This is a genomic window from Streptomyces sp. NPDC030798, assembly GCF_055572275.1.
Genome location: NZ_JBVIDR010000001.1, coordinates 643,765 through 668,532, shown reverse-complemented (window position 1 = coordinate 668,532; position 24,768 = coordinate 643,765). Strand labels below are relative to the sequence as shown.

Here is a 24,768-nt window from a genome sequence, read left to right as displayed (position 1 = left end):
CGATGGAGCCGCCCCTTCCGCGCGCGTGGGGGCCTGTCGGTGGCGAGCCGCATACTGTGAGGCGGACACGTCCGATGTCTGAACAAGAGGAGGCCCGGTCATGGCCGTCACCGACGAGGCGATCGAGAAGATCAAGGACATGATCGTCTCCGGTGCGCTGCGCCCCGGCGACCGGCTGCCCAAGGAGAGCGAGCTGGCCGCCCGGCTTGGCCTGTCCCGCAACTCGCTGCGGGAGGCGGTGCGGGCGCTGTCGCTGATACGGATCCTGGACGTGCGCCAGGGCGACGGCACCTACGTCACCAGTCTGGACCCGCAACTCCTGCTGGAGGCCATGAGCTTCGTGGTGGACTTCCACCGCGACGACACCGTGCTGGAGTTCCTGGCCGTGCGCCGCATCCTCGAGCCGGCCGCGACGGCGATGGCGGCGCTGCGCATCAGCGAGCAGCAACTGGACGCGCTGTCGGCCCAGTTGGACGCGCTCGGCGACGAGCCGTCGGTGGAGGAACTGGTCGCCTCCGACCTGGAGTTCCACCGGGGCATCGTACGAAGCGCCGGGAACTCGGTGCTGTGCTCGCTGCTGGAAGGTCTGTCGGGGCCGACGACACGGGCCCGGATCTGGCGGGGCCTCACCCAGGAGGACGCGGTCGCGCGCACCCTGCGCGAACACCGGGCGATCCTCGCCGCGCTGCGCGACCGGGACACCGAGGCCGCCCGCTCCTGGGCGACGGTGCACATCGGGAGCGTGGAGCAGTGGCTGCGCAGCACCCTGTGACCTCCCTCTGCGGGCGGGCCGCGCTCCGGTGCCCAAGAGGGGTGTTCCCCGGCGGCGATCGGGGCAGTGATCCGTGCATCCCCCCGGGCCGGGGGGCTGCGGGCGCCCCCGGCGGACGCCGTAAGGTTGGGACGTCAGGCGAGGGCACGTCGGAAGGAGGCACTGGGTGATCGAGCTGGAGGGGGTTCCCGAGCTGATCGACCCAGTCATGGTGGCCGCGTTCGAGGGCTGGAACGATGCCGGCGACGCCGCCTCCACCGCGGTCGCGCATCTGGAACGCGAGTGGAAAGGTGAGGTGTTCGCGGCGCTGGACGCCGAGGACTACTACGACTTCCAGGTGAACCGCCCCACGGTGTTCATGGACGCCGGAGTGCGCAAGATCACGTGGCCGACGACGCGGCTGTCGGTGGTCCGGGTCACCGGTGAGAAGCCGCGCGACCTGGTGCTGGTGCGCGGCATCGAACCGTCCATGCGCTGGCGGTCGTTCTGCAACGAGCTGCTCGGCTTCGCGCACGAGCTGGGCGTGGAGCTGGTGGTGATCCTGGGCGCCCTGCTCGGTGACACCCCGCACACCCGTCCGGTCCCGGTCAGCGGGGTCACGTCCGATGCGGACCTGGCCCGGCGGATGGACCTGGAGGAGACCAAGTACGAGGGCCCGACGGGCATCGTCGGCGTCCTGCAGGAGGCGTGCGCGCACGCGGGCGTCCCGGCGGTGTCGCTGTGGGCGGCCGTCCCGCACTACGTCTCCCAGCCGCCCAACCCCAAGGCCACGCTGGCCCTCCTCAACCGCCTGGAGGACCTCCTGGACCTGCGCATCCCGCAGGGCGAGCTGCCCGAGGACGCGCGGGCCTGGCAGGTGGGCGTGGACCAGCTCGCGGCCGAGGACAGCGAGGTCGCCGAGTACGTCCAGACGCTGGAGGAGGCCCGGGACACCGCGGAGTTGCCGGAGGCGTCCGGCGAGGCGATCGCCCGGGAGTTCGAGCGGTATCTGCGGCGGCGGGATGTCCCTCCGGGCGGTAAGCCGCGTGCCTCCGGCGGTGGGCCCAAGGAGGACGACCAGGACGGTTCCGAGGACTGAGGGCCCGGAGGTACGAAGGTACGGCGAAGGGGCGGCTCCCCGTGGCGGGGAGCCGCCCCTTCGCCGCGCCTAGAGGGCCACCCCCAGCAGCGCGTCCACCGACCGTGTGACGAGGCCGGGCGCTCCGGTGTCCGTGCCGCCCTCCCGCTCCTGACGGGCCGCCCAGCGGTCGACCGCGGCCAGGGCCGCCGGGGCGTCGAGGTCGTTGGAGAGGGCCTCGCGGATCTCCTCCACCAGTGCGTCGGCGGGCGGGCCGTCGGGGCGGGAGACGGCCGCGCGCCAGCGGCCGAGGCGGTCCAGGGCGTCCTGCAGGACCTGGTCGGTCCACTCCCAGTCGGAGCGGTAGTGGTGGGCGAGCAGGGCGAGGCGGATGGCGGCCGGGTCGACGCCGTCGCGGCGCAGCCGGGAGACGAAGACGAGGTTGCCCTTGGACTTGGACATCTTCTCGCCGTGCAGGGCGACCATGCCGGCGTGCACGTACGCCTTGGCCATGGGGAACTCGCCGGTGAGCACCTGGGCGTGCGAGGCGCCCATCTCGTGGTGCGGGAAGGCGAGGTCGGAGCCGCCGCCCTGGACGTCGAAGCCCATGCCGAGGTGGTCCAGGGCGATGGCCACGCACTCGATGTGCCAGCCGGGGCGTCCCCGGCCGAGGGAGCCGCCGTCCCAGCTCGGCTCGCCGTCACGGGCGGCCAGCCACAGCATCGGGTCCAGCGGGTTCTTCTTGCCCGGGCGGTCCGGGTCGCCGCCGCGCTCGGCGGACAGCAGCCGCATGGCGGCCGCGTCGAGGTTCGAGACCTCGCCGAAGTGCGGGTCGGCCTCGACGGAGAAGTAGATGTCGCCCTCCAGCTCGTAGGCCGCGCCGAGGTCGCGCAGCCGCTCCACGAGCGGGACGATGCCGGGTATCGCCTCGACGGCGCCTATGTAGTGCCGCGGCGGGAGCATCCGCAGGGCGGTCATGTCCTCGCGGAAGAGGGCCGTCTCCTTCTCGGCGAGGGCGACCCAGTCGACGCCGTCCCGGTCCGCGCGCTCCAGCAGCGGATCGTCGACGTCGGTGACGTTCTGGACGTAGTGCACCTGCCGCTTGGTGTCGAGCCACACGCGCTGCACGAGGTCGAACGCGTTGTAGGTCGCCGCGTGACCCATGTGGGTCGCGTCGTACGGGGTGATGCCGCAGACGTAGATACGGGCGACGGGACCGGGGTCGAGGGTGACGAGGCCGCCGGTCGCGGTGTCGTGGATCCTCAGGTCGCGGCCCTGACCAGGCAGGGCGGGGACCTCGGAAGCGGGCCAGGCATGCATGTACATGAGCCTAACCCGGCCGCGAGCTGCGTAGACGAACGGGATCGGGCCGGATGGCCGGTTGGGCACTCTTGTACTTTCCCGGCCGGTGTGCTCACCCGCCGGTCACACGGGGGGCCAGGGGATCGCGGGCCACTGGCCGCTCGGCTCCGGGTGGCGGCCGGAGGCGAGGAGGGCGTCGACCCGCGCGCGCGTGGCGTCGATCTCGGCCGGCGTGATCAGTCCGGCCAGCCGGGCGCCCAGACCGGCGCCGAGGGCGTCCCGCAGCCGCTCGAGGACGCCGACGGCGTCCTCGGTGAGGGGTTCCCCGGCCCAGCCCCACAGCAGGGTGCGCAGCTTGTCCTCGACGTTGAAGGTGACGCCGTGGTCGATGCCGTAGAGGCGGCCGTCGGCGGTGGGCAGCAGGTGGCCGCCCTTGCGGTCGGCGTTGTTGATCACGGCGTCGAGGACGGCGAGGCGGCGCAGCCGCTCGTCGTCGGCGTGCACGAGCAGCGCGGTGCGGCCCTCGCCGACCTCGGCCAGGCCGATGGCCTTCCAGCCCGGCTCGGGCTCCTCGGCGTCCACCAGGGCGAGCAGTTCCGCCTCGGCGGTGACGTCGACCCACAGCTGGCACATGCCCTCGCCGTACGGCCCGTCGCGCAGCACGGTCGGCGGGACGAGGCCCCAACCGGTGGCCTCGGAGACCTCGTAGGCGGCCACCTCGCGGCCGGCCAGGGTGCCGTCGGGGAAGTCCCACAGCGGGCGCTCGCCGGCCACGGGCTTGTACACGCAGGAGGCTTCCCGGCCGTCGTGGGCGACCGTGCAGAACAGCGCCGCGTTCGACGCCTCGCGGATCCGGCCGCGCACGGTGAGCTCACCGCGCGCGAGCAGCTCGGCGGCGCCGGTGCCTGCGGCGGTCACGCTCCGCGGCGGTATCCGTTCTGGCGCGGACATACGTGTCCTTCCGGATCGAGCGGGAGGCTGCACAGCGGGCACGGCGGCCGCCCGGCGTTGACGACGTCGAGGGCGCGCTTGGCGAAGGCCCTGGCCTGCGCGCCGGTCAGCCGGACCCGCAGCATCGGGGGCCCGTTCTCCTCGTCCTGGAGCAGCCGTTCCTCGGCCTCGGCGAGGTCCTCCTCGGTGTCGGCCTCCAGCTCCACCAGGGCCTGGGCCTCCACGATCATGCGCTGTTCCTCGCCGTCCCAGGCCAGGGCCATGGTGCCGACCCGGAACTCCTCCTCGACGGGGGTCTCCAGCGGGGCGGTGTCGGCGATCTCCGAGGGCGCGACGGCGGGGACGGCCGCGCTGCCGCCGCTGCGTCGTACGACCTCGTCCAGCAGTTCGTCCATGCGCTCGGCGAGCGCGGCGACCTGGGTCTTCTCCAGTGCCACGCTGGTCACCCGGGATCCTGCGGTGGCCTGGAGGAAGAACGTACGGCGTCCGGGCAGTCCGACCGTGCCGGCCACGAAGCGGTCCGGCGGATCGTAGAGGAACACCTGACGGGACACGTCCTGTCTCCATGGGTCTCGTGAGTTGCTGCAGTGCGGGGCACGTGTGCGGGCGACGGTGCGGATCGCTTCACCCTACTGCGGCCGACGATCACGGTGCGCCCGCACCACCTCCGACCGGTGCGTCGTCGCCGGGCGGTTCCTCGCGCGGGGCCAGGGAGGCGAAGTCCCCGGTGTCGCCGAGACGGACGAGAAACGGCCTGAGGCGGGTGTAACGGATGGCGGTGATGGAACACGGTTCCACGGAGATCCGCTGGAAGAGGTCGAGATGAAGCCCGAGGGCGTCCGCGACGAGCGCCTTGATGATGTCGCCGTGCGAGCACATGAGGTAGACGGCGTCGGCGCCGTGATCGCGCTCCACGCGCGCGTTCCACTCGCGTACGGCCTCGGCGGCGCGGGTCTGCATGGCCCGCATGGACTCGCCGCCCGGGAAGGCGGCGGCCGACGGATGCGCCTGCACGACCTCCATCAGCGGCTCGTCCTTCAGTTCCGCGAGCTTGCGGCCGGACCAGTCGCCGTAGTGGCACTCCCCGATCCGCTCGTCGGTGTGGCAGCGCAGTCCGGGCCGGGCCTGGAGCAGCGGCCGCACGGTCTCCTGGCAGCGCTGCAGGGGGCTGGCGACGACCTCGGAGAGCGGCAGCCCGTCGAGCCGGCCGGGCAGCGCGGCGGCCTGGGCGGTGCCGCGCTCGTCGAGTGCGACGCCGGGCGTCCAGCCGGCGAGCACCCCTGAGGTGTTGGCGGTCGACCGTCCGTGCCTGACGAGGATCAGCGTGGGCATGCGGACCAGCGTAAGCGCACGGCGGCGGACACCGGTGTGCGGACGAAGGGAGAATGTGCTCCGTGATCGTGGACTGTGCCATCTACCGGCATGGGCGCCGTACCGAGGGCCCGGAGGACCTGTCCGACGCGCTGCAGGAGGCGCGGGCGGCGGGCGGGTTCGTGTGGATCGGGCTGCACGAGCCGTCCGAGCGGGAGTTCGCGCTGGTCACCGAGGAGTTCGGGCTGCACCCGCTGGCCGTGGAGGACGCCCTGAAGGCGCATCAGCGGCCGAAGCTGGAGGTGTACGACGACTCGCTGTTCATGGTGCTCAAGCCGGTGGTGTACGAGCCGGAGAGCGACACCGTGTCGGCGGGCGAGGTGATGGTCTTCGTCGGTGACGCCTTCGCGGTCACCGTCCGGCACGGCGAGGGCGCGCCGCTGGCCGCGGTGCGGCGCCGGCTGGAGGAGGAGCCGGAGATGCTGGGCAAGGGGCCCACGTCGGTGCTGTACGGGATCGCCGACGCCACCGTCGACCACTATCTGGAGGTGGCGACGGAGCTGCAGACGGACCTGGAGGAGCTGGAGGCGGAGGTGTTCTCGCCGGACGGCGGGGGCTCGCGGCACACGGCGTCGCGGATCTACACCTTCAAGCGGCAGATCCTGGAGTTCCGCCGGGCCACCGGGCCGCTCGCGCTGCCGCTGACCCGGCTGGCCGGCACGGGCGGGTTCGGCGGCGGGGTGGCGTACGTGGACGACAAGGCGCGGCCGTTCTTCCGGGACGTCAACGACCATCTCATGCGCGTGAACGAGTCCGTGGAGGGCCTGGACCGGCTGGTGTCGGACATCCTGTCCGCGCATCTGGCGCAGATGAGCGTGCGGCAGAACGACGACATGCGCAAGATCTCGTCCTGGGCGGCGATGGCGGCGGTCCCGACGATGATCGCGGGGATCTACGGGATGAACTTCGATCACATGCCCGAGCTGCACTGGCTGTGGTCGTACCCGGTGGTGATCGTGGTGATGGCCGTCCTGGAGGTGCTGCTGTACCGGCTGTTCAAGCGTCGGGGCTGGCTGTGAGCGGGGATCGGGCGTACTCGGGGGCGGGTGCGGCGGGTCCGCCGAGGGCGTCGCGGCACTCGGGCATCCGCAGGGTGGTCATGCGGCGCAGGCCGCCCAGCCGCTCGTAGGCGTACAGGGCGTGGATGCCGGCGGCGAGGGCCGCGGACCGGGCCCGGGACCAGCCGAGGATGCGGGCCATGCGGGCCATGACGGCGAGGCCGACGTCCCGGTGGACGCGGGACTCGGCGCGCGCGCACGCGCGCAGGGTGGCGCGGATGAAGGGGCCGTGCCCGGCGGCGGCGAGGCGCAGGAGCTCCTCGTGGGTGTAGGCGAGGTGGTGGTCCTCGTCGCGCGCGATCATACGGACGGCACGGCCGATGTCGGGGTCGTCCGCGAAGCAGGTGCGCAGCATCCGCATCTGGTCGGCGGCGCGCTGTTCGGTGACGCGGCTGTGCGCGAGGTAGACGATGATGTCCCGCACGGTGAGCGGCTCGTCGCGCCGGAGCTTGGCGTGGGCGAGGCCGATGCCGCGCTGCTCCAGGAGCATCGTGTAGTCCGTCTCGGGCGGGACCGGGACCGGGCTGAGCCCGCGCTTGCTCAGCAGGGCGTGGAAGATGCGTCCGTGCTTGTGCTCGTCGGCGCCGTGGCGGGCGATCTTCGGGGCGAGGGCGCGTTCGGCGTCCGGGACCAGCGCGGCGATCCGCCCGTTCTCCCAGCCGCCCTGGGCCTCTCCGCTGGCGGCGATGGAACAGAAGAGCCGGAAGGAGTCGTCGTTGCCGAGGATCTCCTGGAACAGACGCTTGGCCGACAGCATGGGAAGACACCTCTCTGCAGGATCCCCCGGAGAGCGAGTCAAATCGGGGCAGAGGGTGCGCGCAACACGTGCCTGGGCCTGCTCGGCCGAAAGGAGGAGCGCCGGGGTCGTAACCGTGCGGCGCCCGGCGCGTTGTCCTTCGTGACGGCCGTGGCGGGGAAGACCCCCGAGCCCCCACCACGGCCGCTGAATCCTTCCCCCGACGGGACCTCAGGCCAGCCCGGCGCGTTCCAGGGCCTCGCTGCCGGCCCTCAGCGAGGCGAGCCGCTCGTCGAGGGTGAAGCCGGCGGGGGCCAGGCTGAGGGTGGTGACGCCGGCGGCCGCGTAGGCCTTCATCCGGTCGGCGATGCGGTCCACGGAGCCCAGCAGGGTCGTCTTGTCGATGAGGTCCTGCGGGATCGCGGCGGCGGCGCCCTGCTTGTCGCCGGAGAGGTACTTCTCCTGGATCTCGGCGGCCTCCTTCTCGTACCCCATGCGCTGGGCCAGCCGGTTGTAGAAGTTCTGCTTGAAGCTGCCCATGCCGCCCACGTACAGCGCGGTGTAGGGGCGGAAGGTGTCGGCGAGCCGGGCCACGTCCTTGTCGTCGCCGACCGCGAGCGGCAGGGTCGGGCAGACGTCGAACCCGTCGAGGGTCTTGCCCGCCTTCTCGCGGCCCGCGCGCAGGTGGGTGATCGTCGTCTCCTCCAGGTGCTCGGCGGAGGGGAAGATCAGCAGCGCGCCGTCGGCGATCTCGCCGGTCTGCTCCAGGTTCTTCGGGCCGATCGCGGCGATGTACAGCGGGATGTGGTCGCGCTGCGGGTGCACGGTGAGCTTGATGGGCTTGCCGGGGCCGCCGGGCAGCGGCAGCGTCCAGTGCTCGCCCTCGTAGCTCAGCCGCTCGCGGGTCATCGCCCTGCGGACGATCTCCACGTACTCGCGGGTGCGGGCGAGCGGCTTGTCGAAGCGGACGCCGTACCAGCCCTCGGAGACCTGGGGGCCGGAGACGCCGAGGCCCAGCCGGAAGCGGCCGCCGGAGAGCGAGTCCAGCGTGGCGGCGGTCATCGCGGTCATCGCCGGCTGCCGGGCCGGAATCTGGAAGATGGCCGAGCCGACGTCGATCCGCTCGGTCTGCGCGGCGACCCAGCTGAGCACCGTGGCCGCGTCCGAGCCGTACGCCTCCGCGGCCCAGCACACCGAGTAGCCCAGCCGCTCGGCCTCCTGCGCCACGGCCAGATTGTCCGCGTCCATCCCGGCGCCCCAGTAGCCGAGGTTGATCCCGAGCTGCATGGCCGATTCCCCTTACCCGTGAGTAACGTCCCTTGGCGCAGACCTTAGCGCGGGGGCGGGGTCCAGGGGCAGGGCATGCCGGGGATCGGACGCCCGATCGGCCGCTGTCCGCGGTGGTAGGAGTTGTCCACAGGCAACCCACCGCAGCGGCTCTGGCCAGTAATCTCGCGCTCATGGAGCAGAGGCATCTCGGCCGTACCGGCCTGCGCGTGTCCCGGATCGGACTCGGCACCCTCACCTGGGGCCGGGACACCGACGAGCACGACGCCGCGGACATGCTGAAGGCGTTCTGGGAGGCCGGGGGCACGCTGGTCGACACGGCGGACGTGTACGGCGACGGCGAGGCCGAGTATCTGCTCGGGCAGCTCATGGACGGGCTGGTGCCCCGCCGGGACCTGGTGATCTCCACCAAGGCGGGCAGCGTGCCGGACCCCGACCGCCGCTTCGACGGCTCCCGCGGCCATCTGCTCGCCGCCCTGGACGCCTCGCTGGCCCGGCTGGGCACGGACTACGTCGATGTGTGGCACATCCACGCCTACGACCACGAGACACCGCTCGAGGAGACCCTCCAGGCGCTGGACCTGGCCGTGAGCAGCGGGCGGGCCCGGTACGCCGGGGTCTCCAACTTCTGCGGCTGGCAGCTCGCCAAGGCGGCCACCTGGCAGCTTGCGGCGCCGGGCCTGCGCACCCGGATCGCCGGCGCGCAGATGGAGTACTCGCTGCTGCAGCGCGGTGTCGAGCGCGAGGTGCTGCCCGCCGCGATCGACCTGGGCGTCGGGCTGCTGCCCTCCTCGCCGCTGGGCCGGGGCGTGCTCACCGGCAAGTACCGGCACACCACTCCCCCGGACTCGCGCGGCGCCTCCGAGCATCTGGCCCCGTTCGTGGAGCCGTACCTGGACGACACGGCGAGCCGCATCGTCGACGCGGTGACGACGGCCGCCGACGGGCTGGCGGTCACCCCGCTCCAGGTGGCCCTCGCCTGGGTGCGGGACCGGCCGGGCGTGGCGGCCCCGATCGTCGGCGCGCGCAACGCGCAGCAGCTCACGGGGGCGTTGTCAGTGGAGGCCCTTAGTCTTCCTGACGAGATCTGCCGGGCGCTGGACGACGTGTCGGCGCCCGTGCACCGCTATCCCGATCACGACTGGAGCACGCTGTGAGCACGGACCCGGAGACCACGGAGCAGGCCGGACCGGGAACCCCCGACACCCCCCGGACGGGAACCGGTCGGACGCCGGGAGCCGCCGAGGGCCGACGGACTCCGGACGGCGCCGAGCACGAGGCCGAGGGTGCCGGGGCCGGCGCAACGGTGGAGTCCACCGGGGGCTCTCGCGACGCCGGGACCGATGCGGGCGACAGCAGCTCGGCCGGGGACGCCGGAGCGGCCGACCGCGGGCCGGCCGTGACCGGTGAGGGCGGGGGCGACGCGGCGGCCGACGGGGTCGAAGGCGGCGCGGTCGGCGCCGAGTTGTCCGAGGCCGAGGCCGAGTTGGCGGCCCAGCGGCTGGAGCGGGAGCGGATCGAGCAGCGGAAGGCCGCCAAGAAGGGGCCCGTCCCGAGCGGGGCCAAACTGAGCGGCAAGGCGGCCGATCTGCTCGCGGCGGTCCGGGCCGTGGAGAGTGGCGAGAAGCCGGTCGCCGCCGCTTTCCGCGAGCCCGCGCCGGCCCCGCGCCGTCCGGCTCCCGAGCCGGTGCGGCGGCCGCAGCCCACGGCGGCCGCCGCCGCACCCCCCGCCCCCGGCCAGGAGAGCGTCGAGGCCGTGCGCGGGGTGCTGGCCGAGGGCGGCGCTCCCGAGGCCCTGGCCGCGCAGGTGGCCGCAGCCCTCGGCGAAGGCGCCGGCACGGCGCTCCGGGAGGACCCCTGGCAGCTGCTGCGGGTCGGCGGGGTACGGCCCGACCAGGCCGACACGTTCGCGCGGGCGCTGCTCGGCGCGGCGGCCGGCCCGGACGACGAGCGGCGCGGACGCGCGGTGACCGTGTGGCTGCTGGAGCAGGCGGCGCTGGCCGGGCACACCGCCCTGGAGCTGCCCGCACTCACCGCGGCCCTGGGCCGGCAGGGCGTGGCCGGCGCCGACGCGGCCGTGCAGAGCACGCTCGCCGAGGGCGAGGCGCTGGTCTTCCAGGACGCCCTGGACGAGCCGGGCGCAGCGGCACCCGAGGAGCAGGAGCAGCAGGAGGACGGCGAGGGGGAGCGTCCGGTCCGGGTCCTGGTCGGCCTGGAGCGGTACGCGCTCGCCGAGGAGAGTCTGGCCGACGGCCTGGCCCGGCTGGTCGACTCCGTGCCGAAGGAGGAGGGCCTCGCCGAGGGCTGGGAGGCGGCTGCCGCCTCGGCCCGGGGCTCCGCCGCCGAGTTGATCCGCACGGTCGCGGGACACGGCCTGGTCCTGCACACCGGCGGCGAGGCGTCCCGCGGCGAGGCGGCGCAGTTGCTGGAGGCGGCCCGCGGACTCGGCCTGCGCGCGTGGGCCGCCACCCACAGCCCCCTCGGCCGTGACGCCTTCCAGCCCCCGGTCGCCACCCTGGCCGGGCTTCTCTCGGGAGCAGAAGGGCCCGGGCGGGATGCCGAAGGTGCACTGCATCTCGATCTGCTGGTCGTGCTGGACGCGCCGCAGCTCGACGTGGAGAGTGCCGCGATGGTGGTGGAGTCGTTGCCGGACGGTGCCCGGCTGGTGCTGAGCGGGGATCCCGCGGTGCTGTGGTCGGCCGGGGCCGGGCGGGTGTTCGCCGATCTGGCGGCCGCACGGGTGTGTCCGCAGGTGGCGTCGCGTACACCGGACACCGGCCCGCTCGGCGAGCTGGTCTCCGGGATCGGTGTCGGTGAGCTGAACCAGGTCGAGGCGCCCGGCAAGGAGATCGTGATCGTGCCGGTGCGCGACGCGGGTGAGGCGGTGCACCGGACGGTGCAGCTGGTCGCGGACTCGGTGCCGCGTGCGATCGGGGTGCCGCCGGAGCAGACCGTGGTGATCACCCCGGGCCACGGCGGCGCCGCCGGCACCCGGGCCCTCAACGCCGCCCTCAAGGAACGTCTCAACCCGGGCCCCGGCCGCTTCGGCGGCTTCGACGCGGGCGACCGGATCGCCTACTCCCCCGCCCCGGGCCGTACGGTGCCGGGCCGGGTCACGGGCGCCGGCGCCGACGGGCTGCACCTGGAGTGCGCGGGCGCCCCCGTCGTCGTACCCCGGGAGCGGGTGGAGCAGACGGTGCGGCACGGCTGGGCCTTGACCGCGCACCAGGCGGTGGGCGCCCGCTGGCCCGCCGCGGTGGTGGTTCTGCCGGGCGACGCCGCGCAGACGCTCAGCAGGCCCTGGGTGTACACGGCGTTCGGCCGGGCGGAGCGCCATCTGTCGGTGGTGCACGGGGTGGAGCAGGCGCTGCCGCAAGCGGTGGCGAAGGTCCCGGCCAAGCCGCGCACGACCCGCCTGCAGACGCTGCTGCGCACGCAGGTGCCGGCGGCGGGGTGATCCTTTCCCTCGCCCACCCCGCGGGCGGGGGTCACCTCTCGACGACCTCCACCCCGTCCCCGTCCTCCTGCCCGTCTGCGGTCTCGCCGGCCTCGTCGTCGAAGTCGAGATCGTCGTCCTCGTCGTCGGAGACGTCCTCGTCGAACACCGCGCTGACGTCGAACCGGCACACCACCCGCTGCGCGTCCACCTGCTCGAAGGGCGACTCCAGCCACTCACCGGGCTCGGCCGGCTCGTCGGCCGCGGTGACCCAGAGCGTGGAGTCGCCCTCCTCCAGGCCGAACTCCTTGTGCCGGGAGGCGATCTCGTCCGGTTCGAACTCGCCGAACAGGATGCCCAGCGCCCCGGGGACGGTGACGGAGGCCTCCTCGCCCGCGCCGTCGTCCTCGTACTCCGCCGCCTCCACCCGGTGGGCCTGTGCCAGCAGGCGCTGGGGTTGCACCACGGCGTAGTCGCGGCGGATCAGCACGCTGACCGCGTTCGGTTCCTCGGGGCCCGCGTACGGCGGCAGGGTGTCGTCCGTACCGGGGATCTCGAAGGGGGTGACCTCGTCGTAGCGGTCGTAGAGCAGCTCGTCGTACGCCTCGGCGGCCGCGGCCAGCGCGTTGAACGCCTCGTAGACGGCCGGGTCGTCCTCCCCCGTCCTGCGTTCGACGGCCGCCAGGTGGCGGTCGAGCGCGGTCTTGACCGCCTCGGCGGCGGCGCGTACCTCGGCAGCGGTCGGCTGCGCAGCATCAGACATAGTGCAGACGCTATCCGTACCGGGCACCAGCCCGCACAATAGATGCGATGCCGGAATACGAATTTGTCGACGTGTACGTGCCTCGCGGGGTGTCCCGCAAGGAGGCCACGCGTCTGCTGACGGACCATGCCGAGTACGGACACTGGGAGTTGGACCGACTGAGCCTGCTGCGCGACGGCAGCCGCAGGGTGCGGTTGCGCCGGCGGATCATCCGCCAGGTGCGTGCCACGTGGTGAAGCAGGACATGTGAGACGGAGCGGGCCCCGCCGGCATCGGCAGGGCCCGTTCCGTTGTGCCGGTGTGCCCGCGTCAGGCCGAGGCCCGGGCCTTGCGGTACAGCACCGCGCCGGCCAGCAGCGCTCCGGCGCTCGCCGGCAGGGCGAGGCCCAGCGGCAGGTCACTGCCGGTGTGGGCGAGCTGGTCGCTGCTCAGCGACTGGGAGGAGCCGCCCTGCTGCTTCACCTGGGACGAGTCGTGGGGGGTGTGGCCACCGGGCGTGCCGGGCTTGCCGGGCGTGCCCGGGTGCTGCGGCGTACCGGGGTGCCCCGGCTGACCCGGGTGGCCGGGGTGTCCCGGGTGGCCGGGGTGCCCCGGGTGCCCCGGGTGGCCGGGATGCCCCGGCTGACCGGGCTGACCGGGCTGGCCGGGCTGGCCGGGCTGGCCGGGCTGGCCGGGCGGCTGGGTGTGGTGGCCGCCGCCGTTCGTGCAGTCGTTGCCCTTGGCCGCGTTGCCCACGCCGATCACGTCGACGCTGTTGCCGCACACGTTGACCGGGACGTCGATCGGGGCCTGGACCGTGTTGCCGGAGCCGACGCCCGGCGAGCCGCTGGTGTGGCCGCTCGCGTGCGAGCCGCCGGAGCCGCTGTGGCTCCCGCCGCCCTCGTTGGCGCACTGGTTGCCGACCGCCGGGTTCAGGATCCCGACGACGTTCACGGTGTTGCCGCAGACGTTCACCGGCACGTGCACCGGCGCCTGCACCGTGTTGCCGGACAGCACGCCCGGCGAGTGGGCGGCGGAACCGGTCGCGCCCGCGTCGGCGTGGGCGTAGCCGCTCGCGGCGGCGATCACACCGGTCGCGGCCGCCATGGTCATCAGGCCCTTGCGGGTGCTCTGTCGCATGCTGAATTTCCCTGCCTTCGATTTCCGGAAAGAGCCGTCGGCCCCGGAGCGCATGGCGGGCGCTCCGAGGCCGACGGCGTGAAAGACGCCTCTAGGGAGCCGACGTCACTTGTTGATGCAGGTGTTGCCGAAGGTGGGGTTCAGCAGCCCGATCACGGAGACCGTGTTGCCGCAGACGTTCACCGGCACGTGAACGGGCACCTGGACGACGTTGCCGGACACGACGCCCGGGGAGTGCACCGCGGCACCCTGGGCACCGGAGTCGGCGACGGCCAGGCCCGCGCCCGCGAGAACCAGCCCACCGGTGGCAGCCGCAGCAGCGACGACCTTCTTGATCATTATTCCTCCTTGTTGGCAAAAGCGATCTCGTGTCGCTGATCGCATTACCTGTAACGAGGAGGGAGTAATGGAGCTACGAGCTTATGGTCGCATTCACCCTTCTCAGTCGATCTCGTACGGGCGCCCGATTATGCGGTCCTTTCCCGCGCCGGTTCCCGCGCCGGCTCGCGCCACCTCACGACGCGTCGAGGAACCGGTCCAGCACCCGCACACCGAACTTCAGCCCGTCCACCGGCACCCGCTCGTCCACGCCGTGGAACATGCCGGCGAAGTCCAGCTCCGGCGGCAGCTTCAGCGGGGCGAAGCCGAAGCCCCGGATGCCGAGGTCGTCGAAGGACTTGGCGTCGGTGCCGCCGGAGAGCATGTAGGGGATCGCCTTGGCGGTGGGGTCCTCGGCGAGGAGTGCCGCCTGCATGGCCTCGACCAGCGCGCCGTCGAAGGTGGTCTCGACGGCCTTGTCGCTGTGCACGTCCTCGCGCCGCACGTGCGGGCCGAGCAGCCGGTCGAGGTCGGTGAGGAACTCCTCCTCGTGCCCCGGCAGGAACCGTCCGTCGATGTGCGCGGTGGCCTCGCCCGGGATGACGTTGACCTTGTAGCCGGCGTTCAGCTGGGTGGGGTTGGCGGTGTTGCGCAGGGTCGCGCCGATGAGCTTGGCGATGCCGCCGAGCCGGGCGAGGGTGGTCTCCATGTCCTCCGGGTCCAGCTCGAGGCCGAGCGCGTCGCCCAGTTCGTCGAGGAAGGCCCGGGTGGTCTTGGTGACCCGCACCGGGAAGGTGTGCCGGCCGACCCGGGCGACGGCCTCGGACAGCTCGGTGATCGCGTTGTCCCGGTGGATCATCGAGCCGTGCCCGGCGGTGCCGGCCACCGTCAGCTTCATCCAGTGCATGCCCTTCTCGGCCGTCTGGATCAGGTAGAGCCGCCGCTGCTCGTCCACGGTGAAGGAGAACCCGCCCACCTCACTGATCGCCTCGGTGACGCCCTCGAACAGCTCGGGGTGGTGGTCGACCAGGTAGCGGGCGCCGTAGGTGCCGCCCGCCTCCTCGTCGGCGAGGAAGGCGACGACTACGTCGCGCGGGGGCCGCCGCCCGGAGCGCAGCCGGTCGCGCACGACGGCGAGCGTCATGGCGTCCATGTCCTTCATGTCGACGGCCCCGCGCCCCCACACGCACCCGTCGGCGACCTCGCCGGAGAAGGGGTCGTGGGTCCAGTCGGCGGCGTTGGCCGGGACGACGTCCAGGTGGCCGTGGATGAGCAGCGCGGGCCGGGAGGGGTCCTCGCCCTCGATACGGGCCACGGTGGAGGCACGTCCCGGGTGCGACTCGAAGATCTGCGGTTCCAGCCCGACCTCGGCGAGCTTCTCGGCGACGTACTCGGCGGCCCGGCGCTCGCCGGGGCCGGAGTGGTCGCCGTAGTTGCTGGTGTCGAACCGGATCAGCTCGCGGCAGAGGTCCACGACCTCGTCCTCGCCGGTGACGCCCCTGGCCGTGTCCGTCTCGCTCACGTGCTTCCTCCCGCTGTCACTGCTGGTGGTCTCCCTCATCCTCTCCCCGCGCCGCTCCGGGGCCCAAGACCGGTGCCAGCCCGTCACACGCCGTTCACGCCGGCCGCGCCCCGGGGACGGGGGGTGATCAGCCACCCCCGGAAAGCCTGGTAATGTTTCCTTCGTCGCCGCGGGGGAAACCCCGCACGACAGACACCTTGTCCGGGTGGCGGAATGGCAGACGCGCTAGCTTGAGGTGCTAGTGCCCTTTATCGGGCGTGGGGGTTCAAGTCCCCCCTCGGACACCAGCAAGGCCCCTGCCCGGCAGGGGCCTTCTTCGTGCGCCCGGGGCGCGGGGCTTCCTAGACTTGAGCTGTGGCCCGGCCCAATGACGAGGTCGAGGCGCTCCTGCAGGAGTACGCGGACCTCATCGCGATCACGGGAGGCGACGCCTTCAAGGCGCGCGCCTACGAGAAGGCCGCCCGCGCCATCGGCGGGTATCCGGCCGACGTCTCGCAGCTCGACGCCGAGGGCCTCAGGGAGATCCCGAACGTGGGTCGGTCGATCGCCGACAAGGTGCTGGAGTACCTGCGCACCGGACGCATCGCCCTGGTCGAGGAGCGCCGGGCGAAGATCCCCGCGGGGGTGCGGGAACTGATCACGATCCCGACGCTGGGCCCGAAGAAGGCGCTGCGGCTCTACGAGGACCTGCACATCTCGTCGGTGGACGAGCTGGCGGCGGCGATCGAGGCGGACGCGCTGGCCGATCTCAAGGGGTTCGGGGAGAGGACGCAGGAGAACATCCGGCACGGCATCGAGCTGCTGCGGCGGGCCGGGTCCCGGGTGCCGCTGTCGTCGGCCCTGGAGACGGCCGAGGAGATCGTCGGGCAGCTGTCCGCGGTGACCGGGTGCGGGCGCTGTGCCTACGCCGGGTCGCTGCGCCGGATGCGGGAGACGGTCGGGGACCTCGACGTGCTGGTGGCGGCGAAGCGGTCGGCGCCCTTCATGGAGGCGCTGTGCGAGCTGCCGGCCACGGCCGAGGTCGTCGCGCGGGGCGCGAAGAAGACGTCGGTGCGCACCGCCAAGGGTCTCCAGGTGGATCTGCGGGTGCTGCCCCCGGAGTCGTGGGGTGCCGGTCTGCAGTACTTCACCGGGTCCAAGGGGCACAACATTCGCACCCGCACCATCGCCGTGCACCAGGGGCTGAAGCTCTCCGAGTACGGGGTGTTCGACACCGAGAGCGGCCGGTCGCTGGCGTCGCGGACCGAGGAGGAGGTGTACGCGCGACTGGGGCTGCCGTGGATCGCGCCGACGCTGCGGGAGGACCGGGGGGAGATCGAGGCGGCGGTGCGCGGGGAGCTGCCGGAGCTGGTGACGGAGCGGGACATCCGGGGTGACCTGCACACCCACACGGATCTCACCGACGGTCTCGCGCCGCTGGAGCAGATGGTGGAGGCCGCGGCGGCACGGGGCTACGCGTACTACGCGGTCACCGATCACGCGCCCAACCTGTACATGCAGCGGATGACCGACGAGAAGATCCTCGCGCAGCGCGAGCGGCTGCGGGAGCTGGACGGCACGTACCACCGGATGCGGCTGCTGCACGGCACGGAGCTGAACATCGGCCCGGAGGGCGAGGTGGACTGGCCGGAGGACTTCCTGGCCGGTTTCGATCTGTGCGTGGCGTCGCTGCACTCGCACTTCGATCAGGGACGCGCGGCGATGACCCGGCGTCTGGTGCGGGCCTGCGAGAACCCGTACGTGCACATCCTCGGGCATCCGACGACCCGGTTGATCGGCAGGCGGCCGGGTGTCGACGCGGACTGGGACGAGGTGTTCGCCGCGTGTGCGCGCACCGGCACCGTGCTGGAGGTCAATGCCCAGCCCGACCGGCTGGACCTGTGCGACGAGGACATCCTGCGGGCCCGCCGGTACGGCGTGCGGTTCGCGGTGAACACCGACGCCCACTCGGTGCGCCACCTCGCCCAGGTGCGCTACGGCGTGGGCACCGCCCAGCGGGGCTGGCTCACCAGGGAGGACGTGATCAACACCTGGCCGCTGAACCGGCTGCGCCGCCTGCTGCGCAAGGCCTGAGCCGGGCGGGCCGGCCCCGGGCCGTCACAGGGGCCGCAGCGTGAGCGTGCCGTCGGGCTCGTGCGCGGTGCGGGTGCCGAGCGGACGGCCGTAGCGGTCCAGGACGCCGCCCAGCCACGCGGTCTCCTCGTCGGTGGCGTGCTCCAGGGTCATGCAGCGGGCGCGCAGCGGCACCATGCGCAGGCCGGCCAGCCGTCCGGTGCCGGGGTCGACGGAGGCCAGGTAGAGCAGGCGCAGGTCGTCGCGGTAGTGCTCGTGGCCGCCGATGCCCTCGTAGTCGTCGACGAGGTCGCCGCAGCCGTACAGGACGAGCTTGCCCCGGTGGACCTCGGCCGGGCGCGGGTGGTGGGAGGAGTGGCCGTGGACGACGTCCGCGCCGGCGTCGACGAGTGCGTGGGCGAAGCGGATCTCGGTGCGGGTGGCGGGGAAGCCCCAGTTGGGTCCCCAGTGCAGGGAGGCGACGACGAGGTCGCCGGGCCGTGCGGTCTGCCGGACCCGGTCGGCGAACGCGGCGGCGGCGCTCGCGGTGGGCGCGTCGACCAGGGCGACCCCGGGCCGCTCGGGGCCGGCGGCCCAGTCGTGCGGGATGCCGCTGGTGGGCATGCCGAAGGAGAAGACGAGGACGCGCCCGCCGCCGGGCAGCGGGACGGCCGCGGGGCGCCATGCGGCGGTCGCGTCCCGGCCGGCCCCGGCGGTGCGCAGTCCGGCCGCCGCGAGGGAGTCCAGGGTCTCGGTCAGGCCGGGTGGTCCGAAGTCGAGGACGTGGTTGTTGGCAAGGGTGCAGACGTCGGGGCGGGCGGCGGCGAGGCAGGGCAGGTTGGCGGGGTGCATGCGGTAGTGGACGGCCTTGCCGGGGGCGAAGTCTCCGTCCTGGGTGACGGCGGTCTCCAGGTTGATCACCCGGGCCTCGGGCGCGGCGCGGTCGAGGACCGCCAGTGCGTCGCCCCACGGCCACTCGGGGTCGACCGGCCGGGGTATCGGGCCGCTCGCGGCCTCCGCCAGGGCGACGTAGCCGCGGGCGTCGCGCACGTAGTCCTCGCGCAGGGCCGGGTCGCCGGGGTGCGGGAGGATCTGGTCGACGCCCCGGCCGAGCATGACGTCGCCGGCGAGGAACAGGGTGACGGCTCCGGCACGCATGACGGCCGCCTACACGTGCGCGGGCGCCATGTGGTCGGTGAACCAGTCGCGGGCCAGGTCGGTCACCCGTTCCAGGGTGCCGGGCTCCTCGAACAGGTGCGTGGCGCCGGGGACGACCTCGAGCCGGTTCTCGCAGCGCAGGCGCGCCTGCGCCTCCCGGTTGAGCTCGAGCACCAGCCGGTCGGCGCCGCCCACGACGAGCAGGGTGGGTGCGGTGACCGCGGGCAGCCGGGGTCCGGCGAGGTCGGGCCGGCCGCCGCGGGAGACGACGGCGGCGGGCCGGGTGCCGGGCTCGGCGGCGGCCCACAGGGCGGCGGCCGCGCCGGTGCTGGCGCCGAACCAGCCGACGGCGAGCCCCTGGGCGGCGGGTTCCTCGCGCAGCCAGGCGGTGGCGCCGGAGAGCCGGCCGGCGAGCAGGGCGATGTCGAAGACGTTGGCGCGGTCGCGTTCCTCGTCCTCGGTCAGCAGGTCGAACAGGAGGGTGCCCAGTCCGGCCCGGTTCAGGCCCCGTGCGACGAACTGGTTGCGGGGGCTGTGCCGGCTGCTGCCGCTGCCGTGGACGAAGGCCACGACGCCGGTGGCGTTCTCGGGCAGGGTGAGCCGTCCGCGCAGCCGTACGGCTCCGGCCGCCACCTCCACCTCGCGGTCCGCGGGGCCGTGGCCGTGGCCGTGGCCGGCGGGGCGCTGCCGCCGGGCGGCCGCGTGGTGCAGGCAGGCGGTGACCTCCTCGTCGTCGACCTGGGTGAAGTCGCCGTAGAACTGGCTGATGGCGAAGAAGTCCCGGGGGGTCTCCAGGCACACCAGGTCGTCGGCGTCGTCGCCGAGCCGGCCGGCGAAGGAGCGGGGTGCGACGGGTGCGGCCAGCACGATCCGGGCGGCGCCGCGGGCGCGGGCGATGCGGCAGGCGGCCCGCGCGGTGGAGCCGGTGGCGATGCCGTCGTCGACGACCACGACGGTGCGGCCGGCGACCGTGACGGGGCGGCGCTCGCCCCGGTAGCGGGCGGCGCGCTGTTCCAGGAGGGCGCGTTCGTGTTCCTCGACCCGCGCCAGGTCCGCCGGGCCGACTCCGGTGCCGCGCAGCACGTCCTGGTTGATGACGCGGACGCCGTCCTCGCCGATCGCGCCCATGCCGAGCTCCGGTCGGCCGGGCACGCCCAGCTTGCGGACCAGGCAGACGTCCAGCGGGGCGTCGAGGGCGTCGGCGACCAGCGCGGCGACCGGCACCCCGCCCCGGGGGAGACCGAGCACCACGACGTCCTGGCCCCTGAGGTGGGCGAGCCGTGCGGCAAGCCGCCGTCCGGCGTCGGTCCGGTCCGTGAAGGGCATGGCGGGCCCCCTCACTCCCTGGGCAGCCAGAGCGGTGCGGGGCTCTCCGTCTCGGTCGCGCCGAGCGCCTTCATGTCGCCGTTGGCCGCGCGCAGCAGCCGCCGGCCCATGGCGATCAGGGCGCGTCCGGCGGCGAGTTCGTCGCCGATCTCCGGCACCGCCATGTCGTAGGGGTTGCGGCGGGCCTCCGCGCGGCTCTCCAGAACGTTGTCACCGGTGTCCAGGACGATCCGGGCCGTGGTGTCCGGGTCGTGTTCGGACAGGTAGAGCTCGAGCCGCCACTCCTTGACCGACGGGGGCCGGCCGCTCATGGGTCGGGTCATCGTCCGTCCCTCCTCACCGCGCCGCGAGGCCACGGGACGCGCCGGTGCGTCACCCCTTCCACTGTGCACCGCACCGGCGTTCGGCGCCTCCCCTGGTGCGGGGCACAATGGGGCCCATGACCTCGCGTTCCTGCCCCTGCGGCCGTACCGAGTCCTACGACGCCTGCTGCGGGCGGTACCACGCGGGCCCGGCGACCGCGCCCACCGCCGAGGCGCTGATGCGCTCGCGCTACAGCGCGTTCGTCCGGGGGGACACGGGCTATCTGCTGCGCACCTGGCATCCCCGGACGCGGCCGGAGCGGCTGGAGCTGGATCCGCGGATGCGGTGGACCGGCCTGGAGATCCTGGACACCACCGACGGCTCGGCCTTCCACAGCGCGGGCACCGTGACGTTCCGCGCCTCCTACCGCGGCGGTTCGCTGCACGAGCGCAGCCGGTTCGCGCGGGTGGACGGGGCGTGGGTGTACGTCGACGGGGACTTCCCGGCGTGATGCCGGCTACGGCGCCAGGATGTCCAGCTCCTGGAGGGCGCCGACGGTGATCTCGCGGGTGAGTTTCTCGGCGCGGGGCCCGTCGCCCTCGCGTACCGCCTCGGCGACCTGGACGTGCAGGGTGACGGCCGCAGGGTCGGGGTCCTCGAACATCACCTCGTGATGGGTGCGGCCGGCCAGCACCTCGGCGACGACGTCGCCGAGCCGGGCGAACATCTCGTTGCCGGAGGCGATGAGGATGACCCGGTGGAAGGCGATGTCGTGGACCAGGTACTCCTGGAGCCGGTGGCCGCGTGAGTTGGCCACCATGCCGAGCGCGCACTCGGTGAGGTCGGCGCACTGCTGGGGCGTGGCGTGCCGGGCGGCGAGGCCCGCCGCGACCGGTTCGATCGCGGAGCGCAGCACGGTCAGGGAGCGCAGCTGGTGCGGGCGGTCGGCACCGGCCAGACGCCACCGGATGACCTGCGGGTCGTAGACGTTCCACTCGCACTTGGGGCGGACCGTCACGCCCACCCGGCGGCGGGACTCGACCAGGTGCATCGACTCCAGCACGCGCACCGCCTCACGCATCACGGAGCGTGACACCTCGAAGTGCTGTGCCAGCTCGTCGGTGCGCAGCACGCTGCCCGGCGGGTACTCGCCCGCCGTGATCGCGGGGCCGAGGGTGTCCAGTACACGGCCGTGCAGCCCCCGGCCCGGTGTGGTCATGCACTCAGCGTACGGGGTGGATCACGGGCCCAAAAAGTCAGACTTATAAGTCACAGTCTCTTGAATTCATCGGACTAATGGGTTTCAGTGTGGCGACGCCGCTCCGGCGTCGGATGTCGAGGAAGACAGCGAGGCAGTCATGCGCACCCCCCAGGTCGTCGTCGTGATGGGCGTCTCCGGGACGGGCAAGACCACGATCGGTCCGCTGCTCGCCGCCCGGCTGGGCGTGCCCTACGCCGAGGGCGACGACTTTCACCCGCGGGCCAACATCGACAAGATGTCGGCCGGGGTCCCGCTCCAGGACGCCGACCGCTGGCCGTGGCTGGACGCCATCGGCCACTGGGCGCACGGGCGGGCCGGGCTCGGCGGGGTGGTCAGCAGCTCGGCGCTGAAGCGGTCGTACCGCGACCGGCTCAGGGCCTCGGCTCCCGGAATCGTGTTCGTGCACCTCACGGGCGACCGGAAGCTGATCGAGGACCGGATGGCCGAACGGCAGGGTCACTTCATGCCGCCCGCGCTGCTGGACTCCCAGTTCGCCACGCTGCAGCCGCTCCAGCCGGACGAGCCGGGGGTCGCCGTGGAAGTCGTCGGCTCCCCGGAGGAGATCACCGAGCGCGCCGTGCAGGCCCTCGACGCGCTTCCCGGCATCACCGAGTAACACCCACCCCCGTCCCCCGTACCTGCAAGGGAACCCCGTGACCAGACTCAGCGTCGAGATGCTGGCAGCGGACACGCCCGCTCCGATCACCTCGGCCGGCCACGCCCAGCTCGGCATCGCCGTCCTGGTGGGCATCGCCGTCATCGTCCTGCTCATCACGCAGTTCAAACTCCATGCGTTCCTGTCCCTGACCATCGGCTCCCTGGTGCTCGGCGCGGTCGCCGGGGCACCGCTCGACAAGGTCATCACCAGCTTCACCACCGGGCTCGGCTCCACGGTGGCCGGCGTGGGCGTCCTGATCGCGCTCGGGGCGATCCTGGGCAAGCTCCTCGCCGACTCCGGCGGCGCCGACCAGATCGTGGACACGATCCTCGCCAAGGCCGGCGGGCGGGCGATGCCGTGGGCGATGGTGCTGATCGCCTCCGTGGTGGGTCTGCCGCTGTTCTTCGAGGTCGGCATCGTGCTGCTGATCCCGGTCGTGCTGATCGTCGCCAAGCGCGGCAACTACTCCCTGATGCGCATCGGCATCCCCGCGCTGGCCGGTCTGTCCGTGATGCACGGCCTGATCCCGCCGCACCCCGGCCCGCTGGTGGCGATCGACGCGGTCAAGGCCAACCTGGGCGTCACCCTCGCGCTCGGCATCCTGGTCGCCATACCGACGGTGATCATCGCCGGGCCGCTGTTCTCGAAGGTCGCCGCCCGCTGGGTGGACGTGCCCGCCCCCGACCGGATGATCCCGCAGCGCCCCTCGGAGGAGCTGGAGCGCCGCCCGAGCTTCGGGGCGACGCTCGCCACGGTGCTGCTGCCGGTGGTGCTGATGCTGGCCAAGGCGCTGGTGGACATCGTCCTCGACGACCCCGCGAACATGACCCAGCGCGTCTTCGACGTCGTCGGCTCCCCGCTGATCGCACTGCTCGCCGCCGTGATCGTCGGCATCTTCACGCTGGGCCGGCCCGCCGGCTTCAGCAAGGACCGCATCCAGCAGACCGTCGAGAAGGGCCTGATGCCCATCGCGGGCATCCTGCTGATCGTCGGCGCCGGCGGCGGCTTCAAGCAGACACTGATCGACTGCGGCGTGGGCCGGATGATCCTGGAGATCTCCAAGGACTGGTCGATCCCGGCCCTGCTGCTGGCCTGGCTGATCGCCGTGGCGATCCGGCTGGCCACCGGCTCGGCGACGGTGGCGACCGTCTCGGCGGCCGGTCTGGTCGCGCCGCTCGCGGCCGACATGTCCACCACTCACGCCGCCCTGCTGGTCCTGGCGATCGGCGCCGGCTCGCTCTTCTTCAGCCATGTCAACGACGCCGGCTTCTGGCTGGTGAAGGAGTACTTCGGGCTGAGCATCGGACAGACCGTCAAGACGTGGTCGGTGATGGAGACGATCATCTCGGTGGTCGCCGGCGGTCTGGTCCTGCTCCTCTCACTGATCATCTAGGGGGACGGCCACGACGGCCCACCCGCTCTTCGACATCAGCGGCCGCACGGCCCTGGTGACCGGCTCCGGTCGCGGCCTTGCGGAGGCCGGCTGCACGGTGGTGCTCAACGGGCGCGACCGCGAGCGGCCGGCGAAGGCGGCCGGGGATCTCCCCGGTGACGTGCAGACAGCGGTGTTCGACGTGACCGACGCGGCCTCCGGGATCGCGGAGGTCGAGGAGCGGGTGGGCCCGCTCGACACCCTCGTCAACGACGCGGGCATGCAACTGCGCGCCCCGCTGCTGGAGTTCACCGACTCCAGGTCAACCGACCCGTCCCCTGGTCGCGGACGAGGAGTTCAGGGCCTGGGTGCGCAGGCGGACACCGGCGGGGCGCCGGGGCGCCCGGAGGACCTGGTGGGCGGGGTTTCTTTCTCGCCTCCCCCGCCGCCGACTTCGTGAGCGGACAGGTGCTGTCGCGCTGGAACTCCTGGCGGACCGGGGCGAGTTCTACGGGCCGATCAACGCGGTGATGCCCGTGCGGCAGGCCGAGGCGGCGTTCGCGCGGGCCGCCGACCGGAGCCGGGCGTGCAAGGTGCTGCTGGACCTGACGGGTTGAGCGGCGCCCGGGGAGGGGCCCAGGGTCTCTTCCGGAGCAAGCCCGGCATGATCCGAACGAGAGGCCCTAGTGAGCGATGCGCACGACGGTGCCGTCCTCGGGGTCTCCGTAGGTCGCGATCACCTGTGCGTCGCTCATGCGGTCGACCTCTTCGCTGCGCTGGACGGGGAGGATCACGTGGGTGTCCTTGTCCGTCCAGTACTCGACGACGCGGTGCGTGGTGGTGGCTCGGCTCATGCTGTGCTCCCTTGTGCGTGGCGTTCAGGGTGCGTCGGTGCACGTCCGAGGGTCAACAGGAATCGGGGGTTCCATTTCGCGCGGCGGCAGCG

General features: G+C 73.0%; 25 protein-coding genes, 1 tRNA gene and 1 pseudogene. 12 read left to right on the top strand and 15 right to left on the bottom strand.

What is annotated here, in order from left to right; all coding sequences use genetic code 11:
- The first annotated feature begins 100 nt into the window (after positions 1–100).
- Positions 101–772: a FadR/GntR family transcriptional regulator gene (locus ACZ404_RS03090; protein ID WP_468435524.1), complete on the top strand. Its 672-nt coding sequence runs from the start codon at positions 101–103 to the stop codon at positions 770–772.
- 166 nt (positions 773–938) lie between these two features.
- Entirely contained in the window at positions 939–1,850 is a 912-nt protein-coding gene (locus ACZ404_RS03085) for a PAC2 family protein (protein WP_468435523.1), read from the top strand.
- Between the two features lie 69 nt (positions 1,851–1,919).
- Here the strand turns inward: ACZ404_RS03085 and mshC are convergent, their stop codons facing one another.
- From mshC to ACZ404_RS03065, 4 genes are all read right to left on the bottom strand, one after another.
- A complete protein-coding gene (gene mshC, locus ACZ404_RS03080) occupies positions 1,920–3,149 on the bottom strand; it encodes a cysteine--1-D-myo-inosityl 2-amino-2-deoxy-alpha-D-glucopyranoside ligase (protein ID WP_468435522.1) in 1,230 nt (409 codons plus the stop codon).
- A 105-nt stretch (positions 3,150–3,254) separates the two neighbouring features.
- The gene (locus tag ACZ404_RS03075) at positions 3,255–4,082 is read right to left on the bottom strand and encodes an SCO1664 family protein (RefSeq protein WP_468435521.1); all 828 of its coding nucleotides are present in this window, start codon (positions 4,080–4,082) and stop codon (positions 3,255–3,257) included.
- Positions 4,046–4,636 carry a DUF3090 domain-containing protein gene (locus ACZ404_RS03070; RefSeq protein ID WP_468435520.1) on the bottom strand — a complete coding sequence of 197 codons (591 nt, stop codon included), beginning with the start codon at positions 4,634–4,636 and terminating at the stop codon, positions 4,046–4,048. Before ACZ404_RS03070 ends, ACZ404_RS03075 begins: the two co-directional genes overlap by 37 nt.
- Positions 4,637–4,727: 91 nt before the next feature.
- Positions 4,728–5,414, bottom strand: coding sequence for a histidine phosphatase family protein (locus ACZ404_RS03065; protein WP_468435519.1), 687 nt, complete (start codon positions 5,412–5,414; stop codon positions 4,728–4,730).
- A gap of 62 nt (positions 5,415–5,476) precedes the next feature.
- Here ACZ404_RS03065 and corA point away from each other — a divergent pair, with 62 nt between their 5' ends.
- A complete protein-coding gene (corA, locus tag ACZ404_RS03060) occupies positions 5,477–6,472 on the top strand; it encodes a magnesium/cobalt transporter CorA (protein WP_468435518.1) in 996 nt (331 codons plus the stop codon).
- Here the strand turns inward: corA and ACZ404_RS03055 are convergent.
- Both ACZ404_RS03055 and ACZ404_RS03050 read right to left on the bottom strand, forming a co-directional pair.
- A complete protein-coding gene (locus tag ACZ404_RS03055) occupies positions 6,450–7,268 on the bottom strand; it encodes a ferritin-like domain-containing protein (RefSeq protein ID WP_468435517.1) in 819 nt (272 codons plus the stop codon). The two genes, corA and ACZ404_RS03055, sit on opposite strands and share 23 nt — an antisense overlap.
- 210 nt (positions 7,269–7,478) lie before the next feature.
- Positions 7,479–8,534 carry an LLM class F420-dependent oxidoreductase gene (locus ACZ404_RS03050; protein WP_468435516.1) on the bottom strand — a complete coding sequence of 352 codons (1,056 nt, stop codon included), beginning with the start codon at positions 8,532–8,534 and terminating at the stop codon, positions 7,479–7,481.
- Positions 8,535–8,707: 173 nt separating this feature from the next.
- On the opposite strand from ACZ404_RS03050, the gene ACZ404_RS03045 reads away from it, so the two are divergent.
- Together ACZ404_RS03045 and ACZ404_RS03040 are read left to right on the top strand one after the other, a co-directional pair.
- The gene (locus ACZ404_RS03045) at positions 8,708–9,691 is read left to right on the top strand and encodes an aldo/keto reductase (RefSeq protein ID WP_468435515.1); all 984 of its coding nucleotides are present in this window, start codon (positions 8,708–8,710) and stop codon (positions 9,689–9,691) included.
- The gene (locus tag ACZ404_RS03040) at positions 9,688–11,991 is read left to right on the top strand and encodes a helix-hairpin-helix domain-containing protein (protein WP_468435514.1); all 2,304 of its coding nucleotides are present in this window, start codon (positions 9,688–9,690) and stop codon (positions 11,989–11,991) included. The genes ACZ404_RS03045 and ACZ404_RS03040 overlap by 4 nt, the downstream gene beginning before the upstream one ends.
- 31 nt (positions 11,992–12,022) lie before the next feature.
- On the opposite strand, the gene ACZ404_RS03035 is transcribed toward ACZ404_RS03040, so the two are convergent.
- On the bottom strand, positions 12,023–12,733 hold the full coding sequence (locus ACZ404_RS03035) for a hypothetical protein (protein ID WP_468435513.1): 711 nt from the start codon (positions 12,731–12,733) through the stop codon (positions 12,023–12,025).
- Between the two features lie 47 nt (positions 12,734–12,780).
- On the opposite strand from ACZ404_RS03035, the gene ACZ404_RS03030 reads away from it, so the two are divergent.
- Positions 12,781–12,969 carry a DUF5703 family protein gene (locus tag ACZ404_RS03030; RefSeq protein ID WP_014671721.1) on the top strand — a complete coding sequence of 63 codons (189 nt, stop codon included), beginning with the start codon at positions 12,781–12,783 and terminating at the stop codon, positions 12,967–12,969.
- A 73-nt stretch (positions 12,970–13,042) separates the two neighbouring features.
- On the opposite strand, the gene ACZ404_RS03025 is transcribed toward ACZ404_RS03030, so the two are convergent.
- The 3 genes from ACZ404_RS03025 to ACZ404_RS03015 form a co-directional block, all read right to left on the bottom strand.
- On the bottom strand, positions 13,043–13,852 hold the full coding sequence (locus ACZ404_RS03025; protein WP_468435512.1) for a chaplin: 810 nt from the start codon (positions 13,850–13,852) through the stop codon (positions 13,043–13,045).
- A gap of 105 nt (positions 13,853–13,957) precedes the next feature.
- Complete coding sequence (gene chpH, locus ACZ404_RS03020) at positions 13,958–14,191, bottom strand: chaplin ChpH (RefSeq protein WP_464816416.1); 234 nt, start codon at positions 14,189–14,191, stop codon at positions 13,958–13,960.
- A gap of 175 nt (positions 14,192–14,366) precedes the next feature.
- Complete coding sequence (locus tag ACZ404_RS03015; protein ID WP_468435511.1) at positions 14,367–15,692, bottom strand: M20/M25/M40 family metallo-hydrolase; 1,326 nt, start codon at positions 15,690–15,692, stop codon at positions 14,367–14,369.
- Between the two features lie 199 nt (positions 15,693–15,891).
- Here ACZ404_RS03015 and ACZ404_RS03010 point away from each other — a divergent pair.
- Both ACZ404_RS03010 and polX read left to right on the top strand, forming a co-directional pair.
- A tRNA-Leu gene (locus ACZ404_RS03010) sits at positions 15,892–15,979 on the top strand.
- Between the two features lie 67 nt (positions 15,980–16,046).
- On the top strand, positions 16,047–17,765 hold the full coding sequence (gene polX, locus ACZ404_RS03005) for a DNA polymerase/3'-5' exonuclease PolX (protein WP_468435510.1): 1,719 nt from the start codon (positions 16,047–16,049) through the stop codon (positions 17,763–17,765).
- 24 nt (positions 17,766–17,789) lie between these two features.
- Here the strand turns inward: polX and ACZ404_RS03000 are convergent, their stop codons facing one another.
- From ACZ404_RS03000 to ACZ404_RS02990, 3 genes are read right to left on the bottom strand one after another with little or no spacing between them, the layout of a single operon-like run.
- Entirely contained in the window at positions 17,790–18,902 is a 1,113-nt protein-coding gene (locus tag ACZ404_RS03000) for a CapA family protein (RefSeq protein WP_468435509.1), read from the bottom strand.
- Between the two features lie 9 nt (positions 18,903–18,911).
- The gene (locus tag ACZ404_RS02995) at positions 18,912–20,228 is read right to left on the bottom strand and encodes a phosphoribosyltransferase family protein (RefSeq protein ID WP_468435508.1); all 1,317 of its coding nucleotides are present in this window, start codon (positions 20,226–20,228) and stop codon (positions 18,912–18,914) included.
- An 11-nt stretch (positions 20,229–20,239) separates the two neighbouring features.
- The gene (locus ACZ404_RS02990) at positions 20,240–20,551 is read right to left on the bottom strand and encodes a dsRBD fold-containing protein (RefSeq protein WP_468435507.1); all 312 of its coding nucleotides are present in this window, start codon (positions 20,549–20,551) and stop codon (positions 20,240–20,242) included.
- A gap of 116 nt (positions 20,552–20,667) precedes the next feature.
- Here ACZ404_RS02990 and ACZ404_RS02985 point away from each other — a divergent pair, with 116 nt between their 5' ends.
- A complete protein-coding gene (locus ACZ404_RS02985) occupies positions 20,668–21,042 on the top strand; it encodes a YchJ family protein (RefSeq protein ID WP_468435506.1) in 375 nt (124 codons plus the stop codon).
- A gap of 6 nt (positions 21,043–21,048) precedes the next feature.
- On the opposite strand, the gene ACZ404_RS02980 is transcribed toward ACZ404_RS02985, so the two are convergent.
- On the bottom strand, positions 21,049–21,750 hold the full coding sequence (locus tag ACZ404_RS02980) for a FadR/GntR family transcriptional regulator (protein WP_468435505.1): 702 nt from the start codon (positions 21,748–21,750) through the stop codon (positions 21,049–21,051).
- A 139-nt stretch (positions 21,751–21,889) separates the two neighbouring features.
- Here ACZ404_RS02980 and ACZ404_RS02975 point away from each other — a divergent pair, with 139 nt between their 5' ends.
- The 3 genes and pseudogenes from ACZ404_RS02975 to ACZ404_RS02965 all read left to right on the top strand — a co-directional run bounded on the left by ACZ404_RS02975 (position 21,890) and on the right by ACZ404_RS02965 (position 24,353).
- Positions 21,890–22,408 carry a gluconokinase gene (locus ACZ404_RS02975; RefSeq protein ID WP_468435504.1) on the top strand — a complete coding sequence of 173 codons (519 nt, stop codon included), beginning with the start codon at positions 21,890–21,892 and terminating at the stop codon, positions 22,406–22,408.
- Positions 22,409–22,445: 37 nt separating this feature from the next.
- Complete coding sequence (locus ACZ404_RS02970) at positions 22,446–23,843, top strand: GntP family permease (RefSeq protein ID WP_468435503.1); 1,398 nt, start codon at positions 22,446–22,448, stop codon at positions 23,841–23,843.
- Between the two features lie 34 nt (positions 23,844–23,877).
- Positions 23,878–24,353 (top strand): annotated as a pseudogene (locus tag ACZ404_RS02965) (SDR family NAD(P)-dependent oxidoreductase).
- 152 nt (positions 24,354–24,505) lie between these two features.
- On the opposite strand, the gene ACZ404_RS02960 reads toward ACZ404_RS02965, so the two are convergent.
- A complete protein-coding gene (locus ACZ404_RS02960) occupies positions 24,506–24,676 on the bottom strand; it encodes a hypothetical protein (protein ID WP_468435502.1) in 171 nt (56 codons plus the stop codon).
- Between the last annotated feature and the right edge of the window lie 92 nt (positions 24,677–24,768).

Coding starts and splice junctions, on each gene's coding strand:
- ACZ404_RS03090 (WP_468435524.1), top strand. CDS start 101: ATGGCCGTCACCGACGAGGCGATCGAGAAGATCAAGGACATGATCGTC.
- mshC (WP_468435522.1), bottom strand. CDS start 3,149: ATGCATGCCTGGCCCGCTTCCGAGGTCCCCGCCCTGCCTGGTCAGGGC.
- ACZ404_RS03075 (WP_468435521.1), bottom strand. CDS start 4,082: ATGTCCGCGCCAGAACGGATACCGCCGCGGAGCGTGACCGCCGCAGGC.
- ACZ404_RS03065 (WP_468435519.1), bottom strand. CDS start 5,414: ATGCCCACGCTGATCCTCGTCAGGCACGGACGGTCGACCGCCAACACC.
- ACZ404_RS03055 (WP_468435517.1), bottom strand. CDS start 7,268: ATGCTGTCGGCCAAGCGTCTGTTCCAGGAGATCCTCGGCAACGACGAC.
- ACZ404_RS03050 (WP_468435516.1), bottom strand. CDS start 8,534: ATGCAGCTCGGGATCAACCTCGGCTACTGGGGCGCCGGGATGGACGCG.
- ACZ404_RS03045 (WP_468435515.1), top strand. CDS start 8,708: ATGGAGCAGAGGCATCTCGGCCGTACCGGCCTGCGCGTGTCCCGGATC.
- ACZ404_RS03035 (WP_468435513.1), bottom strand. CDS start 12,733: ATGTCTGATGCTGCGCAGCCGACCGCTGCCGAGGTACGCGCCGCCGCC.
- ACZ404_RS03030 (WP_014671721.1), top strand. CDS start 12,781: ATGCCGGAATACGAATTTGTCGACGTGTACGTGCCTCGCGGGGTGTCC.
- ACZ404_RS03025 (WP_468435512.1), bottom strand. CDS start 13,852: ATGCGACAGAGCACCCGCAAGGGCCTGATGACCATGGCGGCCGCGACC.
- chpH (WP_464816416.1), bottom strand. CDS start 14,191: ATGATCAAGAAGGTCGTCGCTGCTGCGGCTGCCACCGGTGGGCTGGTT.
- ACZ404_RS03000 (WP_468435509.1), bottom strand. CDS start 18,902: ATGCGTGCCGGAGCCGTCACCCTGTTCCTCGCCGGCGACGTCATGCTC.
- ACZ404_RS02995 (WP_468435508.1), bottom strand. CDS start 20,228: ATGCCCTTCACGGACCGGACCGACGCCGGACGGCGGCTTGCCGCACGG.
- ACZ404_RS02990 (WP_468435507.1), bottom strand. CDS start 20,551: ATGACCCGACCCATGAGCGGCCGGCCCCCGTCGGTCAAGGAGTGGCGG.
- ACZ404_RS02985 (WP_468435506.1), top strand. CDS start 20,668: ATGACCTCGCGTTCCTGCCCCTGCGGCCGTACCGAGTCCTACGACGCC.
- ACZ404_RS02980 (WP_468435505.1), bottom strand. CDS start 21,750: ATGACCACACCGGGCCGGGGGCTGCACGGCCGTGTACTGGACACCCTC.
- ACZ404_RS02975 (WP_468435504.1), top strand. CDS start 21,890: ATGCGCACCCCCCAGGTCGTCGTCGTGATGGGCGTCTCCGGGACGGGC.
- ACZ404_RS02960 (WP_468435502.1), bottom strand. CDS start 24,676: ATGAGCCGAGCCACCACCACGCACCGCGTCGTCGAGTACTGGACGGAC.